Raw genomic sequence first — 19,258 nt, 5'->3', positions numbered from 1 at the left:
AAGCACATTTAAATAAAAAAATGGTATAATAGAGAGTAAAAATTTTTTATATAGAAAGAACATTATGAATTTAAAAGACTATATTGCAACAATTGAGAATTATCCAAAAGAAGGTGTTACCTTCCGTGATATCAGCCCTTTGATGGCAGACGGGAATGCATACAGTTACGCTGTTCGTGAGATTGTTCAATATGCGACAGACAAGAAGATTGACATGATTGTTGGACCGGAAGCTCGTGGCTTTATCGTGGGCTGTCCAGTTGCTTTTGAGTTAGGAATCGGCTTTGCTCCAGTTCGTAAGCCTGGAAAACTTCCTCGTGAAGTTATCTCAGCTGATTATGAAAAAGAGTATGGTGTAGATACTTTGACCATGCATGCAGATGCTATCAAGCCAGGTCAGCGTGTATTGATTGTTGATGATTTATTGGCAACAGGTGGAACTGTTAAGGCAACCATCGAAATGATTGAACGCCTTGGTGGTATCGTTGCAGGATGTGCTTTCCTTATCGAATTGGATGAATTAAAAGGTCGTGAAGTTATTGGTGAATATGACTATAAAGTATTGATGCATTATTAATACATAGTTTCAGACTATACCTAGGTAAAGATAAAATATAATTGAAAACTATATCTCCTTTTAGTATAATAAATATATTAGAGAATAGGAGATATTTTCATGCCAATTAAGATTGATAAAAAATTACCAGCTGTTGAAATTTTAAGTTCTGAGAATATCTTTGTAATGGATGACGATAGGGCGGACCATCAGGATATCCGCCCCTTGAATATTTTAGTCTTGAATCTTATGCCTCAGAAAATGGTGACGGAGACTCAGATACTGCGCCATTTAGCTAATACTCCGCTACAGTTGACTATTGACTTCCTCTATATGAGTTCGCACCAATCTAAAACCACACGTGCAGAGCACATGGAGACTTTCTATAAGACTTTTGATGAAATTAAAAATCGCTATTTTGACGGCTTGATTATCACTGGGGCACCAGTAGAGCATCTTCCTTTTGAAGCGGTGGATTACTGGGAAGAGTTCCAGCAGGTGATTGAATGGTCCAAGAGCCATGTTTTTTCGACTCTGCATATTTGCTGGGGAGCTCAGGCTGGACTTTACGCCCGCTATGGCGTTGACAAGTACCAGATGTCGCGCAAATTATCAGGTGTCTATAGCCAGTCTGCTGACAGCAACAATCTGCTTTTCCGGGGCTTTGACGATGAGTTTTATGCGCCTCATTCCCGTCATACTGAAGTTCTGAAGGAGGATATTGTCAATCTAACTAATCTGGAGATTCTCTCATACGGAGAAGATACGGGTCTATCTGTGTTGGCTAGCCGAGACTTGCGAGAGGTGTATAGTTTCGGTCACATGGAATACGACCGTGATACTCTATCCAGAGAGTATTTCCGAGACTTGAAGGCAGGGAAGAATCCTCACATTCCAGAGAATTATTTTAAAAACGATGATGTCCATGAGACACCGGCCTTGCGTTGGAGTTCAGCTGCAGCTTTATTTTTCAATAACTGGATTAACTATGCAGTGTACCAAGAAACGCCATTTGATTGGGAGAATCCAGAAAATGACGCTTCCTATTTTGCTTATTTATAAGAGGGACTATGACTTATTTATCAGCCTTTCAACAAGGCAATTTAGTATTACCAAGTGCCTTGTACTTTCATTTTCAAGAGATTTTCTCGTCTAGTGAAGATTTCCTTGTTTGGCAATTCTTTTATTTGCAGAATACAACAGCATTGGAAGAGATAGAGCCGAGTCAGATTGCTGAAAGCATTGGAAAAACGGTGTCTGAGGTCAATCGCATTATGTCTCATTTGACCGAACAAGGCTTATTACAGTATAAAACCATTGAATTAAATGGAGAGATTGAAGCGATTTTTGATGCCTCTCCAGCCTTGGAAAAGTTAGATGAACTGCTGGGAGCTAATCTTAGTCAACAGCCAACAACAAAAGTATCTCAAAATGTTTTAAAAGATTTAGTTGAAACCTTTCAACAGGAATTAGGTCGCCTTTTGACTCCTTTTGAGATTGAGGATTTGACTAAAACTATTCAGGAAGATAAAACAAATCCTGACTTAGTAAAAGCTGCTCTTCGAGAAGCAGTTTTCAATGGGAAGGCTAACTGGAAGTATATCCAAGCAATTTTACGAAATTGGAGACGAGAAGGTATTACGACTTTAGCACAAGTTGAAGCCAAAAGAGAGGAACGTGAAGTATTTAATCCACAGAATGTTACGGTTTCAGATGATTTCCTTAGAGCAATGGATTTGTGGAAGGACTGACTTTATTAGATATACAGCGGCCTGTTAGATATGACAGGCCCTTGGTTTTATAAAAAAGGAGAAAAGTATGACCTATCAATTGCCAAAAGTCTGGTCTGCTGCGGACAGCGACCAAGGAAAATTTTCAGGTATTAATCAACCTTCTGCAGGTGCACGCTTTGAGCAGACGCTTCCTGTTGGTAAAGAACCTTTTCAGCTTTATTCGCTTGGGACTCCTAATGGGGTCAAGGTGACGATTATGCTTGAGGAACTTCTGGCAGCAGGTGTGACAGAGTCTGGCTATGACCTTTATAAGATCAGCATCATGGAGGGAGACCAATTTGGCTCAGATTTTGTGAAAATCAATCCCAACTCTAAGATTCCGGCCTTATTGGATCAGTCAGCTGATAAGCCGATTCCTGTCTTTGAGTCTGCGAATATCCTGCTTTATCTGGCAGAGAGGTTTGGAATGTTGATTCCGTCCGATTTGCCAGGTCGAACTGAGGTGCTCAACTGGCTCTTCTGGCAGACGGGTGCTGCGCCCTTCTTGGGAGGTGGATTTGGTCATTTCTTTAACTATGCTCCAGAAAAGATAGAATATCCTATCAATCGCTTTACCATGGAAGCCAAGCGACAGCTGGATCTGTTGGATAAAGAATTGGCCAAGAAAGCTTATATTGCAGGGGATGAATACAGTATTGCTGATATTGCTATCTGGTCTTGGTATGGGCAGTTGGTGCAGGATAAGCTCTATCCAGGCGCTGCGGAGTTCTTGGATGCTGCATCCTACAAACAACTATCTGCTTGGGCGGAGAAAATTGCAGCTCGTCCAGCAGTCCAGCATGGTTTAGCTGCTGAGTATCAAGAACTTAAATAAATAAGTGTTTGGTAGGAATATACCATCATCAAGTGGCGAGATGAAATCAGTTTATCAACAGGCTGATTTTTCTTTCGTTGCTTTTTTTATACCTTTAAAAATGATATACTGAATAAAAGAATGTTTAGAAAAGAGTATGTAATGCAAAAAAAGATTATTTCCCAACGCTTGGAGCGAGTAGCTGCTTTTGTTCCGGATGGGGCAAAGTTGCTGGATGTGGGGAGCGATCATGCCTATCTGCCTATTTACCTGATTCAGGAAGGACGGATTGAGAAGGCTCTGGCCGGTGAAGTGGTGGAAGGGCCTTTTCAGTCTGCCCAGAAAAATGTGGCAGAGCATGGACTGACGAAGCAGATTGAGGTTCGCTTGGCAAATGGCCTAGCTGCTTTTGAAGCGGAAGATCAGATTGATACTATCGTTATTGCTGGTATGGGTGGTCGCTTGATTTCGGAGATTTTGGAAAATGGCAGAGCTAAGCTTGGGTCTATTTCCCGCTTGATTTTGCAGCCCAATAACCGAGAGGATGAGCTTCGTAGCTGGCTGGTATCTAACGGCTTTCACTTGCTGGCTGAGGATATCTTAGAAGAAGCTGGTAAGTTTTACGAAATCTTGGTAGCAGGAGCTGGCCAGCAAACTTTGACAGAGCAAGAAAAGCGTTTTGGTCCTTTTCTGATGAAGGAACAGTCACCTGCTTTTCAGCTAAGATGGCAGAAAGAACTGAAAAAACTAGAAGGAGCTCTAGCCCGTATCCCAGAAAAAAATGAGCTAGAACGCTCTGCTATGTCCAAAAAAATCGAAAGTATCAAGGAGGTGCTCCATGTTAGCAAGTAAAATCATCGCCCGTTATGAAGCATACTGTCCGCAAGAACTGTCTATGGAGGGCGACATTTCTGGTCTGCAAATCGGGACTTTGGACAAGGAAGTGGACAAGGTGTTAGTGGCTCTGGATATTCGCGAGCAGACGGTGTCGGAGGCCATTGAGGCAGGTGCTGGACTGATTATCGTTAAGCATGCGCCTATTTTTCGCCCGCTCAAGGACCTAGTGGCAGATAAGGCGCAAAATCAAATCATTTTAGACCTTATCAAGCATGATATTGCTGTCTATGTCAGTCATACTAATATTGATATTGTGGAGGACGGTCTTAATGACTGGTTCTGCCAGCTTCTTGAGATTGAGGAGACAAGTTATCTTAGTCAGACGGGGCCAGATTACGGTATTGGCCGCGTAGGGAAGATTGCTCCTCAGACCTTTGGGGACTTTGCGGCTAAGGTCAAGGCAAGTTTTGGAGTAGATAGCTTGCGTCTGGTAGCTTATGAAGAAGCGGATCTTGAACGCGTGATTGAGCGTGTGGCTATCTGTGGAGGCGGTGGCCAGTCCCTTTATCCAGAGGCTATCGCCAAGGGAGCGCAGGTCTACATTACAGGTGATATTTACTATCATACAGCTCAGGAAATGCTGACAGAAGGGCTTTTGGCGCTGGATCCTGGACATCATATCGAGGTTCTTTTTACAGAAAAAGTAAAAGAAAAGCTTGATACTTGGAAGGCTGATGAGGGATGGAAGCTTGAGATTCTGGCTAGTCAGGCTTCGACCAATCCTTTCCGACATATTTGTGAGGGAGCGACATGAAAAGAGTAGCAGTGATTGGAGCTGGGATTGTTGGCTCAACAGCCGCTTACTATCTATCCAAATCCCCAGATGTGGAAGTGACTGTCTTTGATGATGGCAAGGGGCAGGCAACCAAGGCAGCCGCTGGCATAATCAGTCCATGGTTTTCCAAACGTCGTAACAAGGCTTGGTACAGGATGGCTCGTCTAGGCGCTGACTTTTATCAAGATTTAATTGCGGATTTGAAAGCTGCGGGTATCCAGACGGACTTTTACCTACAGACAGGTGTTTATCTGCTGAAAAAGGATGAGAGCAAGCTACAGGAGCTTTATGATTTGGCTGCTAATCGTCGGGAAGATTCGCCTTTAATAGGGGACTTGAGTCTTCTCAGCCGTCATGAAGCCCAGGAGAAATTTCCAGACTTGCAAGGCTTTGAACAACTTCTTTATGCTTCTGGCGGTGCCCGTGTGGAGGGAGCACTCTTAACGGAGACGCTTCTGAAAGCCAGCAAGGCAGATCTGGTTGAGAAAAAGGTAAGCCTGGCAGTAGAAGGAGAGCAACTTCTGGTGGATGGTCGGAGCTTTGACTGTGTGATCTTAGCTGTGGGAGCTTGGCTGGGAGAAATCTTGCAGCCACTGGGCTATAAGACAGATGTTCGACCGCAAAAGGGACAGCTGCGCGATTTTAAGCTGGCTGAGCAGACAGATGACTACCCAGTTGTTATGCCTGAGGGCGAGCTGGATATCATTCCCTTTCTGGCGGGCAAGGTCAGTGTCGGTGCCAGTCATGAAAATGATCAGTGCTTTGATTTGAAGGTAGATAAGAAAGTGTTGGATCAGTTGCAGCAAGAAGCGGAAACCTACTTGCCGAGGTTGGCTACTGCAGAGATTTTAGATGAGCGCGTGGGAACACGGGCTTATACCAGTGACTTTGCGCCTTTCTTTGGAGCTATACCAGATTTGCCGCATGTCTACGCTGCTAGCGGACTAGGCTCTTCTGGTCTGACAACTGGCCCACTCATCGGACGCCAATTGGCTCAGATGGCTCTAGGAGAAGCGAGGCTGCTGAATCCAGCTGACTATCCTATTGAGCGGTATGTAAAGAAGGTTTGATATGACAGAAACTATTTTGAATTGGGTCAATATTTGTGTGAAAAAAGATGATGAAATTTTACTGCTTAATCGTCAGCATGATAACTTTAAAGGGTGGATACAACCAGGCGGGAAGGTGGAGTTTCCAGAATCTTTTTTTGAAGCTGCAAGGCGCGAATTAAAAGAAGAAACAGGGCTGACTGCTCTAAACTTGCAATTGAAGGGTATTTCAGGCTTCACTAATTCGAGAAAAAAAGAACGGTATGTGTATTACGATTTTCTTTGTACTGCCTTTGAGGGGCAAGTTAGGGGAAACGATCATGAAGGGGAGCCCAAATGGTGGAAGATTTCGGAACTTGACCAAATAGATATGCAGGATGACATACGTGAACGTTTGCCTCTCTACTGGCGGAAAGGCTCTTTCGAGCGGATTCATTACTGGAATGAGGAAAAGCACTGTATAGGGGAAACTAAGACGATTTTGTATGATTGATTTTAGAGAATAAGGGGAAATTATGGACTGGTTACGATCGCAGCCAGTGGTTATGCAGGCACTCTTGGCTGGGCTTTTTACATGGGGGTGTACCATTGTAGGATCGGCTTTTGTATTTTTCTTTAAACATATTAGTAGGAAGTTACTGGATATTATGATGGGCTTTGCGGCAGGAGTCATGATTGCGGCTTCATTTTGGTCGCTTTTAGCACCGTCGATTGAGTATGCGCAAAGCTCTTATGGTAAGCTCTCTTGGTTACCAGCTGCAATAGGTTTTTTAGCAGGTGGTTTTTTTCTGCGGTTGATTGATGCAGTAGTGCCTCACTTGCACTTGAGCAAAGACATTTCGGAGGCTGAGAGTGTTCCTGAACATAGCCGCAAGAAGCTGTCCAAGACTGCTCTGCTTTTCTTAGCTATTACCATTCACAATTTTCTAGAAGGTTTGGCAGTCGGAGTAGCCTTTGGTGCTTTGGCCGCCAATCCTAGCCCGTAAGCCTTTGTCGGCGCGATTGGCCTAGCTTTGGGAATTGGCCTGCAAAACGTCCCAGAAGGAGCGGCTCTGTCCATTCCAATTCGGACGGACGGCAAGTCTCGCCTTAAAGCTTTTTACTGGAGCTCCATGTCTGCTATTGTGGAGCCAATTGGTGCTGTTATGGGGGCAGTTGCTGTTATGGCCATGACAGCTATTCTGCCTTATGTCCTCTCCTTTGCGGCAGGAGCTATGATTTTCGTGGTGGTAGAGGAGCTGATACCGGATTCGCAGACCAATGGCAATACAGATGTGGCGATTTTAGGTCTCATGATGGGCTTTGTTCTCATGATGGTCTTGGATGTTGCTTTAGGGTAAAGGACTTTAAAGTTTCTGAGTTGTTAGATTCAGAGACTTTTTTGTTTGGAAACAGTTAATATCTTAAAAAGTGACATTCGCTTGTAAAAATGGTAGAATAAAAGCAATATGTAACAGAGAGGAAACACATATGAAAGGTATTATTCTTGCAGGTGGATCTGGGACTCGCTTATACCCATTGACACGTGCGGCATCTAAACAACTTATGCCAATTTACGATAAGCCAATGATCTATTATCCATTATCAACACTGATGTTGGCTGGAATTAAAGATATCTTGATTATCTCAACTCCAACTGATCTTCCTCGATTTGAGGATCTATTAGGTGATGGCTCTGAATTTGGTATTAAGCTCTCTTATGCAGAGCAGCCTAGTCCAGATGGATTGGCGCAAGCCTTTATCATTGGGGCTGATTTCATCGGAGATGATCGAGTAGCGCTAATTCTTGGGGATAATATTTACCATGGACCTGGTTTAAGTAAGATGCTTCAGAAAGCAGCTACTAAAGAAAAAGGGGCAACTGTTTTTGGCTACCATGTCAAGGATCCAGAGCGCTTTGGTGTAGTAGAATTTGATGAGAATATGAATGCTATCTCCATCGAAGAAAAACCAGAACAGCCGCGTTCTAACTATGCAGTGACTGGACTCTATTTCTATGATAACGATGTTGTTGAAATTGCCAAGAACATCAAGCCAAGTCCTCGCGGAGAACTGGAAATCACAGATGTTAACAAGGCTTACTTGGATCGTGGTGATTTGTCTGTTGAGCTCATGGGACGTGGTTTTGCCTGGTTGGATACAGGAACTCACGAAAGTCTCTTAGAAGCCGCTCAATATATCGAAACAGTTCAGCGTATGCAGAACGTTCAGGTGGCAAATCTGGAAGAAATTGCCTATCGTATGGGCTATATCACTAAAGAGCAAGTGCATGAATTAGCGCAACCATTGAAAAAGAATGAATATGGCCATTATCTCTTGCGCTTGATTGGAGAAGAATAAGAAGATGACTGAACAATTTTTTGATAAGGAATTAGCAGCGCGTGAGGTTCCTGGAATCCCTGGAATGCTGGAGTTCGATATCCCTGTTCGCGGGGACAACCGAGGCTGGTTTAAGGAGAATTTCCAAAAGGAAAAAATGCTTCCGCTAGGCTTTCCTGAAAGCTTCTTTGCAGAAGGAAAACTGCAAAATAATGTCAGCTTTTCTCGTAAAAATGTGTTACGTGGTCTACATGCTGAGCCATGGGACAAGTACATCTCTGTTGCAGATGACGGTAAGGTTCTAGGTTCTTGGGTTGACCTGCGTGAGGGAGAGACCTTTGGTAATACCTATCAGACAGTAATCGATGCTAGCAAGGGGATTTTTGTGCCACGTGGCGTAGCCAACGGCTTCCAAGTCCTTTCTGACACTGTTTCTTATAGCTATCTGGTAAACGACTATTGGGCTTTGGAGCTCAAACCGAAGTATGCCTTTGTCAACTATGCAGACCCAGCTCTAGGCATCCAGTGGGAAAACCTAGAAGCAGCAGAAGTCTCAGAAGCAGACAAGAACCATCCACTACTTAAGGACGTCAAACCTCTTTAAGAAAAGAAGATTTGTAATTATTATGAAAGAATTTTTGGAATCTCGAGAATTTAAAAAAATACAAATAAATCTTGGACTATCAATTTTATTATTATCTCTAGTTACAACTATAAAAGGAGTTTTCAACTCCGCGAATTCATTTCAACTTTTAGAATGTTTATCAATTGGTGTATCTGCATTTTTGATTAGTTTTATGGGAATATTCGGAAATGAAAATTATTTTAATGATTTGAAAGAGCTTTATAATAAAAAAAGTAAAAGAGAGAAATCTCTCTTACTTATGATGCCAATTATTTTTCTATTTTTAGTTTTAGTTTTTAATTATCTATTTATTAAACTTCCCATTTTCTTAAAGTGGTTGGATGAAGTTCTTGATTTACCACAATTAGATTCTTTGACAACAAAAATAACTGAAATAAATATTTATTTTGTGACTTTATTATGGAATTTTTCATGTTATATAATAATTAGTATGATGATTTCAATGGAATTAACATTTATTGGGATAATATTCTTTGATAGGATTTCAGAGTATTATTCGCAGATTGGAGATAAGAAAATCAATGACTGAATACAAAAAAATTATCGTGACTGGTGGAGCTGGATTTATCGGTTCTAACTTTGTCCACTATGTTTACAATAACTTTCCAGATGTCCATGTGACAGTACTGGACAAGCTGACCTACGCGGGTAATCGTGCCAATATTGAAGAAATTTTAGGCGACCGAGTTGAGTTGGTTGTTGGAGATATTGCTGATGCAGCCTTGGTAGATAAGCTGGTAGCTGAAGCTGATGCTATCGTTCACTATGCAGCTGAAAGCCACAATGACAACTCGCTTAATGATCCGAGTCCGTTTATCCACACCAACTTCATCGGAACTTACACACTTTTGGAAGCAGCTCGTAAGTACGACATTCGTTTCCACCATGTATCTACTGACGAAGTTTATGGTGACCTGCCTCTGCGTGAAGATTTGCCAGGTCATGGAGAAGGTCCTGGTGAGAAATTTACGGCTGAAACCAAGTACAATCCAAGCTCACCCTACTCATCAACCAAGGCCGCTTCAGACTTGATCGTCAAAGCATGGGTGCGCTCATTTGGTGTCAAAGCGACTATTTCTAACTGTTCAAACAACTATGGTCCTTACCAGCACATCGAGAAATTTATTCCGCGCCAGATTACCAATATCTTGAGCGGTATCAAGCCAAAACTCTACGGTGAAGGTAAAAACGTTCGTGACTGGATTCATACTAATGACCATTCATCAGGCGTTTGGACGATTCTAACCAAGGGACAAATCGGTGAAACTTACTTGATTGGTGCTGACGGTGAGAAGAATAACAAGGAAGTACTGGAGCTCATCCTTAAGGAAATGGGGCAGCCAGCTGATGCTTATGACCATGTGACAGATCGTGCTGGTCACGACCTCCGCTATGCCATTGATGCTAGCAAGCTCCGTAATGAGCTGGGATGGAAACCAGAGTTTACTAACTTTGAAGCAGGTCTCAAAGAGACAATCAAGTGGTACACAGACAACCAAGACTGGTGGAAATCTGAAAAAGAAGCAGTAGAAGCTAATTATGCTAAAACACAAGAGGTCATTAAATAATTTTAAACAATTTAATGATTCTTAAAGGAGCAGTTATATCATGAAACATAAAATTTTAGTAACAGGTGGGGCTGGTTATATTGGTACTCACACAGTGGTCGAACTTATTAAAGTTGGCCATGAGATAGTTGTTGTTGATAATTTTAGTAACAGCAGCAAAAAGAGTCTAGAGGCTGTCGAAAAAATCGTTGAACAGACCATTACTTTCTATGAAGTGGACATTTGTGATAAAGAAGCTTTATTAAAAGTCTTTAAGGACTTTAAACCTACTGGAGTGATTCATTTTGCTGGTTTAAAGGCAGTAGGAGAGTCTAGCCAAATTCCTCTAACCTATTACGAAAATAATGTTGCAGGTACCTTAACTCTTTTGAGAGTGATGGAAGAAGTAAATTGTAAAAATATTATCTTTAGTTCATCTGCAACAGTTTATGGAGATCCTCACACAGTTCCAATCTTAGAAGATTTCCCTGTTTCAGTTACTAATCCATACGGACGTACGAAATTAATGCTTGAAGAAATTCTGACGGATATTTACAAAGCAGATTCTACTTGGAATATTGTATTGCTTCGTTATTTCAACCCAATTGGTGCTCATGAAAGTGGTGATTTGGGAGAAAATCCAAATGGAATTCCTAATAACTTGCTTCCATATGTAACTCAAGTTGCTGTTGGAAGACTAGAGCAAGTACAGGTATTTGGTAATGATTATCCAACTGTAGACGGTACTGGTGTTCGAGACTATATTCATGTGGTTGACCTAGCTAAAGGCCATGTTGCTGCTTTAAAAAAAATTGAAGGCAAGCAAGGTTTGAATATATATAACTTAGGGACTGGTAAAGGCTATTCGGTTTTAGAAATCATCCATAGTATGGAAAAAGCTGTTGGAAAGCCTATTCCTTATAAGATTGTTGAACGCAGACCTGGTGATATTGCAACTTCATATGCTAATCCAGCTAAAGCCAAAGCAGAACTTGGTTGGGAAGCTCAATTTGATATCTCGAGGATGTGCCAAGATGCTTGGCGTTGGCAGAGCAAACATCCCAATGGATTTGACGAATAGTTATTATTGGAATTTAGAAATTTTAGATAAGCCTAGCACAAATATGTGTTAGGCTTTTTGTAATAGTTGAATATTTTAGAGCTTTCTTAATATAATAAAGATGATCTTTTTCACGGATATTATGGTGAATTAATTTTGACTATAGCACATGAACATACCATTAGATAAGATATCTTTCTTTTTCATTCTATGATTTCTCTCCTTCTTGTATGGAAACAGTAGAAATAAGGGCTTGGTTATAGTATAATGAGTCTATATGACTTTTAAGGAGAATGTGAGTTAGTGAAGTCTTCGGAATTATTGATTATTATCCCTGCCTTTAATGAAAGTGGTAATATTCAAAAAACAATCAAGATGATAAAAACACATACACCAGAATTTGATTACGTAATTATCAATGATTGTTCTACAGATAATACTTTGGAAATTTGTCGTGAAAATAAATTTAATGTTATTGATTTGCCAATTAATTTAGGAATCGGCGGTGCGGTTCAAACAGGCTACCTCTATGCTGTTCAAAATAATTATCAATATGCTGTTCAAGTAGATGGAGATGGTCAACATAATCCTCAATATATTAAGATGATGCTTGAACGTATAAAAAAAGATAAAGTTGACATGGTAATAGGATCTCGATTTATTGAGAATCAAGGATTTCAGTCTTCTTTCGCTAGAAGAATTGGAATCACTTTTTTTGAAAAATTAATTAAATTATTGACTGGAAAGAAGATCACGGATCCAACATCAGGATTACGAGTTGTTAATAAATCAGTCATTGAATTATTTGCTGAGCACTATCCTAGTGATTATCCTGAACCAGAAACTATAGTTTCCTTATTAGAGGCTGGTTTTAAAGTGGAAGAGATGCCTGTTCTAATGAATGAAAGAGAACATGGTACATCTTCGATTACCTTGACTAAGTCTGTGTATTATATGATTAAAGTATCTATAGCAATACTGGTTGCAAAGATTAGTGGAGGATATAAGAAATAATATGCTTATTTTTTTAATTACTATTCTCATTTTGGCATTTTTGTTTAATATTCTTCGTTTAGTTGCTAAAAAGCAAGTAGAGATGAAAAATGTTATTTCATGGATTGTTTTATCTATCATTGCTCTACCTTTTGTCTGGTTTCCAGACATTCTAACTTTTTTTGCACATCTTATGGGAGTACAAGTGGCTAGTAACTTAATATTCTTTGTTGCTATCTGCTTACTGCTTTATTTAACTTTTTCTTTAACTAGACATCTTTCGAAACAGTCAGTTCAGATTCGTCAATTGGCGCAAAAAATTGCTTTAAAGGAAAAAAGTGATCAAGATGAAGAATAAAGTGTCAGCAAAAGAAATATATTTTTGGAATTTACTGGGGAATCTAATGTTTGCTGGTTCCTCAGCTATTTTTATGATGATTGTTTCTAGACTTTCTTCTGCAAAAATGGCTGATGTATTCAGTTTAGCATATGGTATTGCTGGTATATTAGTTGTTCTTGGACTTTTTCAAGTTAGAACCTATCAGGGAACTGATGTGACTTTTAAACATAGTTTTACCAGCTATACGATTGCAAGAGTATTTTCTATTACTCTTATGCTAATTACCTTATTTCCATATCTATTTCTAGTTCATTTTGATTTTTCAGATACTTCAAAGTTGGCAGTAGTAGTTTTATATGTTCTGTTTCGGATGTGTGAGGCTATATCTGATTTATTTCAGGGGCTCTTCCAGCAACATGAGAGGTTAGATATTGCTGGTAAATCCATGACAATCAGATACGGAGCAAGTATTTTTATTCTTCTTATCTCTCTAGTTGTTCTCAAATCTTTAGAAGTTTCTCTTTTAATCTTGTTTCTTTTTAATTTTGTATTTGTTTGGATTTATGATTTTCCCAAGTCACTATCCTTTGATAAAGTTTCTTTTGACAAGAGTACCATCAGGTTGCAGGTCAAAGACGCCTTTTTGATTTTAAAAGGCTGTATTCCTTTATTTATTAGCGGTTTCCTTTTAGCTTATATCTTTAATGAACCTAAGATAGCAATTGATAAAGCTATTCAACTTGGAAAATTAGCAGAAGGGCTTCAAAGGAATTACAATATTTTGTTCATGCCAGTGTTCTTCATGAGTTTGTTTATTCTTATTCTTCGACCATTAACGACAAGCTTAGCTATTCAATGGCAAAGAAAAGAGTTTGCAAAGTTTGATCGAACAGTGAAGCAGATCGGTATCTACTTGCTTGGAGGTGGAGCTATTTTAACGATGTTAGCTTTTTTAATTGGAACTCCTATTTTAAGTATAGTTTTTGGTGTGGATCTTGCTGGCGACGCTCTGACTTTGACAATTCTAGTTTTCTCTGGGATCCTTTATTCAGTTGGAATTGTTCTTGGAGATATCCTCACTATTTTTAGAATGCAACGAAAACTCATACTGGTATACCTACTTATGTTTATCGTTTCAATTGCTATTACAAATCCTTTTGTAATGTCAAAAGGTCTACTTGGAGCTTCGTATAGTTTTCTGTTTGTAATGCTTATTTATTCAATCGGAAGTTACTTAACTTATATCAAGGTAAGAAAATGGAAAGGAAAGCTTTAATGCCCTTAAATTCTCAACATACCTGGGTGATTTGTGCCTATGGTGAAAGTCAGTATCTAGAAGCGTGTATTCGGTCTTTAAAAAATCAAACTCTTACTTCAAAGATAATTTGTTATACCTCCACACCTTTGACCTCAATTTATGAAATTTGTGGGAAGTATGATATTCCAGTTCATCACAAAACCAGTGGTGGAATTGGAAGAGATTGGAATCAAGCATTATCATTCGTAACTACAAAATATGCTACCATTGCCCATCAGGATGACTATTACGAGCCTAAATTTCTTGAAAAAACTCTGGAAGCTTTTGAGTCTCACCAAGATGGATTGATTACTTTCACTGATTATTTTGAAGAAAAAAATGGAAGTAAAATTGATGCGAATACGAATTTAAAAATTAAGCGCCTTATGCTTGGTACCTTATCAATTTTTCCAACCTCACGTTTTTGGAGAAAGCGCGTCTTAGCTTTTGGAAATCCCATCTGTTGTCCTGCGGTTTCATACAATCTTGAAAAATTAAAAGATTTCCAGTTTGATGAAGATATGAGAGTAAGTCTTGATTGGTATGCTTGGTATAAAATTAATGAATACAAAGGAAGCTTCCTTTATATTCCGGAAGCATTAATGTGCCATCGGATTCATCAAGAATCTGAGACAACCAAGACTATTTCAGATAATACTCGCACAAAAGAAGATTTGTATATGTATAATCTATTTTGGCCAAAGTGGTTTTCAAGAGTAATTATGAAGTTTTATGTCAAGAGTCAGGATACTAACCACTAGGAGATTAATATGAAATTCATGAAAGATGCCTATCAGGCTAACATAAAATATATTTTTACTTTTTTGGTCTTATCCGCTTTTATGTTTGTAATTTATACAAAACATCTTTTGGATGTCCCAAAGATAGGATTGGCAGTTGTTCTTCTTATTGCAGTATTTTTATTATTTTTACCTAAAAAAAATATTGCAATATTTTATGCCCTTGTCTTTTCGGGAGTTTTGACTTCTTTGATAACTCCGGTTTTGAATACTCCTGACGAACCAGTTCATTTAGCTAGAACGATTCATATCGTTGAGGGAGATTTGAATCTAGATAATAGTAAACCTCTTATTTCAGAAGATTTTTTTGATATTTATGATCAAATAAAGTCTCCATTAACTAAAACAAATCTTTTCAATGAAGGTCAGACAGATAAGAAAGTTGATTTCGGTCGTACTACTGATTACCGGGCTACTAATTCATATTGGTTCATTGGTTATATTCCTCAGGCAATTGGCTTTGGAATTGGTAAATTATTACATTTGAGTGTAGGTATCTCGTATTATTTAGGGAGAATATTTAACGCATTAGCTTATGCAGTTTTGGCTTATATTGCCATTCGATTATCAGGTAAAGCTAAGCAACTTATAATGATGGTTGCGTTTATTCCAATGAATTTAGTATTAGCTGGCTCATATAATCAGGACAGTGTATCACTCGGATTGGCTTATATTATCGTATCACTCTTTATTAGTTGGGTTAGTGATAGCGAGAAGAAGGTAAGAAATAGAGATTTGATTCTTTATGTCATCATTTGTTGCCTTCTAGCCACGATGAAGCTCCCTTATGTTCTGCTAATTGGATTATTGCTTTTTATTCCAAAATCTAAGTTTAATGGTAGATTCTTTTATGGCAAGGTTATTTCTGCTGTTCTTTGTGTAGGAGCAGTAACTGTATTTTGGTTTTTACTCAGCCAACAAGTGAAATTAGCTAATTTTCAATTAGAAGGCGCCGACTTACGTGGCCAATTAATGAACCTGATCCATCGTCCACAAGATTACCTACCAGTTGTTTTTAAGGAAATGCTTTTGTCCATTAGTCATCTTGATCAACTATTTAATTTTGGTTGGTTAGATCTATCAATGAATGAGGTTCTTATTCCAATTTATGTCTTTTACACTTTAATTGCTTTAGCTAATGTTGGACGTTTTAAAATTCATTTGATTTCAAAAATTGGAGCAGTGCTGGTTTCGTTAGCAATTATTGGTTTAATCTCTTTAACTTTATATTTGACATGGACTCCTGTAGGATCCTATACTGTCTTAGGTGTTCAGGGAAGATATTATTTGGGAGTCTTAGCTCTAATGCTCCCAGTAATTGTTAGCTGTTCTAAAAATCAATTAAAATTTGATTTTATAACTGATCACTGGATTGTAGAAAGCAGTGTTATTATTGTTGGCTTATCCATGATCCATACTTTAGCAATCATTTATGCGGTAGTTTAATATTTTTATATTTAAATAAAAACAGACGGGAATCTAAGTCCTGTCTGTTTTAATATCAGTCATCTTGACGGTCTTTAAACATGTTGCTATACTTGGTATAACTTAAATTTTTATCCTTGAATATAGAATGATTATTAGTTATTTTGCTTGGTTTTGGGGGGAAATATGATTTTAGATTTAATAAAAAAGTATAGATATCCTTTGATTCTATTTTTCTATTCATTATTGTTTGTTCTCGTTTCCCATGTTGCGATTAATACTCAAAGCCGTGAGTTTGACCATGTTTTTCATTTGACTCGAATAGTCGGATTATCACAGTCTATCAGTCATTTTGATTTATTGCCTAACTTAAATCATATATTTGCTTTTGGTACAGGATATGCGGTTCCAATGTTTTATGGTAATTGGCAATTTTATTTACCTGCTCTCTTATTTGTTCTAGTTCAGCAAGCTGATTTGGCTTTTGATTTTTTTGCATTCTTGTTGGTTCTTTCCACTTCCTTGACAAGTTTTTATTGCTTTAAAAAAATCAGTCAAGATTCCATTAAAAGCTTGTATGGAGCTTTGTTAATCCCTCTCTATTTTCCTTTATTTGGATATGGTATGACAATGGTCTTGCCATTAGTACCTATTCTGTTTTATACCATATACAAGGTTCTTTTTTTAAATAAATATAGTCCGGCTTTATTAGGAATTACCATTGCCTTACTTATTCAAACACATATTTTATCTACCTTGATTTTGGCCATCTATTCACTGATTTTTGTTTTGCTATGTGCTCGCAAATTAACAGTAAAAAAAATAATCTCTTTTCTTGTATCTATCTTTATTGGTATTTTACTTTCGATTGGCTACTTAGTTCAATATCTGGAACAAGTTAGTTCACAAATTTTCTATTTCAATTGGACGGCTCGTGATTTTCCTGTTGAAAACACTCGAATGTTTAATGTTCCAAATATTTTACAGTTCAAATTTAGCGGGTTATTTGCACCATTTACATCTTTGTTTTTGGTTATCGATATCCTAGCGATTATATTATTCTTTTATCTAGTATATGGTTTTAAGTATTTAAGTGAAGCCAGCCAGAAACTATTAATACTAATAGCCATTATGGCGATTTCTACAACAGCAGTTTTACCTTGGAATAGTTTGTTAAAATTTGGTTTTTTGGGAGCTATTCAATATACTGGTCGTCTGCTCTTTTTTATTCCTTTTCTTTTGATTTGGATTTTAGTTAACGACTTTAGCCACATTTGGTCTATCAGCTTTGCTAGTCTGTCAACATTGGTATATCTTGGGACAGTTTTAATTTCTTATTCCCCAGTTGTTAACCTGAGGACAGATCATAAGAACTATATATCAGAAATAAATCAAAGAATGCTTAGTTATTACAAGGGAGATAAAGAACAGTTTTCGAATACTATTGGTGATGAATATTATAATTTAGATGTTGATCCAGTTGCTATACGTGACAGTTCGATTACTCAATTTGATGATGTAGAAGGGGCAAAAATAAAAAATATAAAGTCTTCTTACAATTCTTTAGAATTTGATGTTATCTTAACTGAAAAAAATGCAAGTTTCTTTGTCCCTAGACCTTGGTATAAGGGATATATTGCTGACTATACTAATGGTGCTTCAGGTACTCAACCTGCTTTGAAGTATCGTCAGTTAAGTCAAGAGGAACAAGAGAAAAACCAGAAACTCCATAGACCCAAGACTCAGAAAATGGCGTTACATAATGGGAAGATTTTTTTGAGAGTTTTTTCTAGTGGTCATGTTAAAATTAGTCATCATAAGACTTTCCTTCAGCATTTCTTTTTCTTGGTTGAAGGCCTGTTCTGGGGATTTATTATTTTCGTTTTTTATCAAATTAAAAGAAGAAAGAATAGAAAAGCTAGTTTAAAAAATTAAATCAAACTTTACAGGTGAAATATTTTATTATACAATTAACACTTAAAGGAGTAACTATGACCATTTCAGTAATTGTTCCTTGTTATAACGAGGAAGAAAGCCTTCCGCTTTTCTATGCGGAAATGGAAAAAATAAAGCCAAGACTTCGTGATAACATAGAATATATTTTCGTCAATGATGGTTCTCAAGACAGAACCTTGGAAGTTTTGCATGAACTTAATATGATGGATCCCAATGCTCACTTTATTTCTTTTTCTAGGAACTTTGGGAAAGAGGCGGCTTTATATGCTGGTCTTCAGCATGCAAGAGGAGAGCTTGTGACGGCCATGGATGTGGATTTACAGGATCCGCCAGAGCTTTTAGTTGAAATGAAAACCATGTTGGACGAACAGAAAGATCTAGACTGTGTGGGGACACGTCGAACGAGTCGTGATGGAGAACCACCTATTAGGAGTTTTTTTGCAAATCTTTTTTATAAACTGATTAACAAAATTAGCCAGGTAGAAATGGTGGATGGTGCGCGTGATTTTCGCCTTATGCGTCGACCTATGGTAGATGCTATTTTGGAGGTTTCTGAATACAATCGTTTCTCTAAAGGGATTTTTGCCTGGGTAGGTTTTAAAACTGAGTATTTGGAATATAAAAATGTTGAGCGCGTGGCGGGAAAAACCTCTTGGAATTTCTGGCAACTTTTTAACTATTCTTTAGAAGGGATAGTCAACTTTTCAGAAGCACCTTTACACATTGCTTTCTTGGGAGGTTTGCTTTCTTGGATGCTTGCATTTATTTTGGTTGTTTTTATCATTGTAAGAACTTTGGTATTCGGTGATCCTACATCAGGTTGGCCGTCACTCATGACAGTTATCCTCTTTATTGGTGGTTTTCAGTTACTGACCATCGGAATTTTGGGGAAATATATTGGCAAAGTCTTTACAGAAACTAAAAAAAGGCCTGTCTACATCATTAAAGAGAAGAGTAAATAAGCAGATTTTTTCTGCTTTTTTTGTTATAATATTTTCATTGAATGTTTACG

General features: G+C 38.2%; 20 protein-coding genes and 1 pseudogene. All 21 read left to right on the top strand.

Annotated elements, in window-relative coordinates; genetic code table 11:
• The first annotated feature begins 64 nt into the window (after positions 1-64).
• The 21 genes and pseudogenes from HMPREF0847_RS03445 to HMPREF0847_RS03345 all read left to right on the top strand — a co-directional run bounded on the left by HMPREF0847_RS03445 (position 65) and on the right by HMPREF0847_RS03345 (position 19,208).
• Positions 65-577 (top strand): adenine phosphoribosyltransferase, encoded by a 513-nt coding sequence (locus HMPREF0847_RS03445; RefSeq protein WP_008808805.1) that lies wholly within the window; start codon positions 65-67, stop codon positions 575-577.
• Between the two features lie 99 nt (positions 578-676).
• Positions 677-1,618 (top strand): homoserine O-acetyltransferase MetA, encoded by a 942-nt coding sequence (metA, locus tag HMPREF0847_RS03440; protein ID WP_008808804.1) that lies wholly within the window; start codon positions 677-679, stop codon positions 1,616-1,618.
• An 8-nt stretch (positions 1,619-1,626) separates the two neighbouring features.
• On the top strand, positions 1,627-2,307 hold the full coding sequence (locus HMPREF0847_RS03435; RefSeq protein WP_008808803.1) for a DnaD domain-containing protein: 681 nt from the start codon (positions 1,627-1,629) through the stop codon (positions 2,305-2,307).
• Positions 2,308-2,374: 67 nt separating this feature from the next.
• Positions 2,375-3,163: a glutathione-dependent disulfide-bond oxidoreductase gene (gene yghU, locus HMPREF0847_RS03430; protein ID WP_008808802.1), complete on the top strand. Its 789-nt coding sequence runs from the start codon at positions 2,375-2,377 to the stop codon at positions 3,161-3,163.
• Between the two features lie 141 nt (positions 3,164-3,304).
• Entirely contained in the window at positions 3,305-3,994 is a 690-nt protein-coding gene (locus HMPREF0847_RS03425; RefSeq protein ID WP_008808801.1) for a tRNA (adenine(22)-N(1))-methyltransferase, read from the top strand.
• Positions 3,981-4,793, top strand: coding sequence for a Nif3-like dinuclear metal center hexameric protein (locus HMPREF0847_RS03420; RefSeq protein WP_020992647.1), 813 nt, complete (start codon positions 3,981-3,983; stop codon positions 4,791-4,793). The genes HMPREF0847_RS03425 and HMPREF0847_RS03420 overlap by 14 nt, the downstream gene beginning before the upstream one ends.
• Positions 4,790-5,884, top strand: a complete 1,095-nt coding sequence (locus HMPREF0847_RS03415; protein ID WP_008808799.1) for an NAD(P)/FAD-dependent oxidoreductase — start codon at positions 4,790-4,792, stop codon at positions 5,882-5,884. Before HMPREF0847_RS03420 ends, HMPREF0847_RS03415 begins: the two co-directional genes overlap by 4 nt.
• Before the next feature lies 1 nt (position 5,885).
• The gene (locus HMPREF0847_RS03410) at positions 5,886-6,356 is read left to right on the top strand and encodes an 8-oxo-dGTP diphosphatase (RefSeq protein WP_008808798.1); all 471 of its coding nucleotides are present in this window, start codon (positions 5,886-5,888) and stop codon (positions 6,354-6,356) included.
• Positions 6,357-6,378: 22 nt separating this feature from the next.
• Positions 6,379-7,203 (top strand): annotated as a pseudogene (gene tmpA, locus HMPREF0847_RS03405) (ZIP family manganese transporter TmpA).
• Between the two features lie 130 nt (positions 7,204-7,333).
• Positions 7,334-8,203 carry a glucose-1-phosphate thymidylyltransferase RfbA gene (rfbA, locus tag HMPREF0847_RS03400; RefSeq protein WP_008808796.1) on the top strand — a complete coding sequence of 290 codons (870 nt, stop codon included), beginning with the start codon at positions 7,334-7,336 and terminating at the stop codon, positions 8,201-8,203.
• A gap of 4 nt (positions 8,204-8,207) precedes the next feature.
• Positions 8,208-8,786: a dTDP-4-dehydrorhamnose 3,5-epimerase family protein gene (locus tag HMPREF0847_RS03395; protein WP_008808795.1), complete on the top strand. Its 579-nt coding sequence runs from the start codon at positions 8,208-8,210 to the stop codon at positions 8,784-8,786.
• 22 nt (positions 8,787-8,808) lie between these two features.
• Entirely contained in the window at positions 8,809-9,357 is a 549-nt protein-coding gene (locus HMPREF0847_RS03390; protein ID WP_008808794.1) for a hypothetical protein, read from the top strand.
• Positions 9,350-10,396 (top strand): dTDP-glucose 4,6-dehydratase, encoded by a 1,047-nt coding sequence (gene rfbB / locus HMPREF0847_RS03385; RefSeq protein WP_008808793.1) that lies wholly within the window; start codon positions 9,350-9,352, stop codon positions 10,394-10,396. Before HMPREF0847_RS03390 ends, rfbB begins: the two co-directional genes overlap by 8 nt.
• Before the next feature lie 40 nt (positions 10,397-10,436).
• On the top strand, positions 10,437-11,456 hold the full coding sequence (gene galE, locus HMPREF0847_RS03380) for a UDP-glucose 4-epimerase GalE (protein WP_008808792.1): 1,020 nt from the start codon (positions 10,437-10,439) through the stop codon (positions 11,454-11,456).
• Between the two features lie 282 nt (positions 11,457-11,738).
• Positions 11,739-12,449 carry a glycosyltransferase family 2 protein gene (locus HMPREF0847_RS03375; RefSeq protein ID WP_012000430.1) on the top strand — a complete coding sequence of 237 codons (711 nt, stop codon included), beginning with the start codon at positions 11,739-11,741 and terminating at the stop codon, positions 12,447-12,449.
• 1 nt (position 12,450) lies between these two features.
• Complete coding sequence (locus HMPREF0847_RS03370) at positions 12,451-12,786, top strand: DUF2304 domain-containing protein (protein ID WP_020992646.1); 336 nt, start codon at positions 12,451-12,453, stop codon at positions 12,784-12,786.
• Positions 12,776-14,044: a lipopolysaccharide biosynthesis protein gene (locus HMPREF0847_RS03365; RefSeq protein ID WP_020992645.1), complete on the top strand. Its 1,269-nt coding sequence runs from the start codon at positions 12,776-12,778 to the stop codon at positions 14,042-14,044. Before HMPREF0847_RS03370 ends, HMPREF0847_RS03365 begins: the two co-directional genes overlap by 11 nt.
• Positions 14,044-14,826 carry a glycosyltransferase family 2 protein gene (locus HMPREF0847_RS03360; protein WP_008808788.1) on the top strand — a complete coding sequence of 261 codons (783 nt, stop codon included), beginning with the start codon at positions 14,044-14,046 and terminating at the stop codon, positions 14,824-14,826. Before HMPREF0847_RS03365 ends, HMPREF0847_RS03360 begins: the two co-directional genes overlap by 1 nt.
• 9 nt (positions 14,827-14,835) lie before the next feature.
• Complete coding sequence (locus HMPREF0847_RS03355) at positions 14,836-16,311, top strand: DUF2142 domain-containing protein (protein WP_008808787.1); 1,476 nt, start codon at positions 14,836-14,838, stop codon at positions 16,309-16,311.
• A gap of 165 nt (positions 16,312-16,476) precedes the next feature.
• Positions 16,477-18,225: a hypothetical protein gene (locus HMPREF0847_RS03350; protein ID WP_008808786.1), complete on the top strand. Its 1,749-nt coding sequence runs from the start codon at positions 16,477-16,479 to the stop codon at positions 18,223-18,225.
• A gap of 56 nt (positions 18,226-18,281) precedes the next feature.
• Positions 18,282-19,208 carry a glycosyltransferase family 2 protein gene (locus HMPREF0847_RS03345; protein WP_008808785.1) on the top strand — a complete coding sequence of 309 codons (927 nt, stop codon included), beginning with the start codon at positions 18,282-18,284 and terminating at the stop codon, positions 19,206-19,208.
• The last annotated feature ends 50 nt before the right edge of the window (positions 19,209-19,258 follow it).

The organism is Streptococcus sp. 2_1_36FAA, assembly GCF_000161955.2.
In the GTDB taxonomy this organism is placed as follows: domain Bacteria; phylum Bacillota; class Bacilli; order Lactobacillales; family Streptococcaceae; genus Streptococcus; species Streptococcus gordonii.
This window is presented reverse-complemented; position numbering and strand designations above follow the sequence as displayed.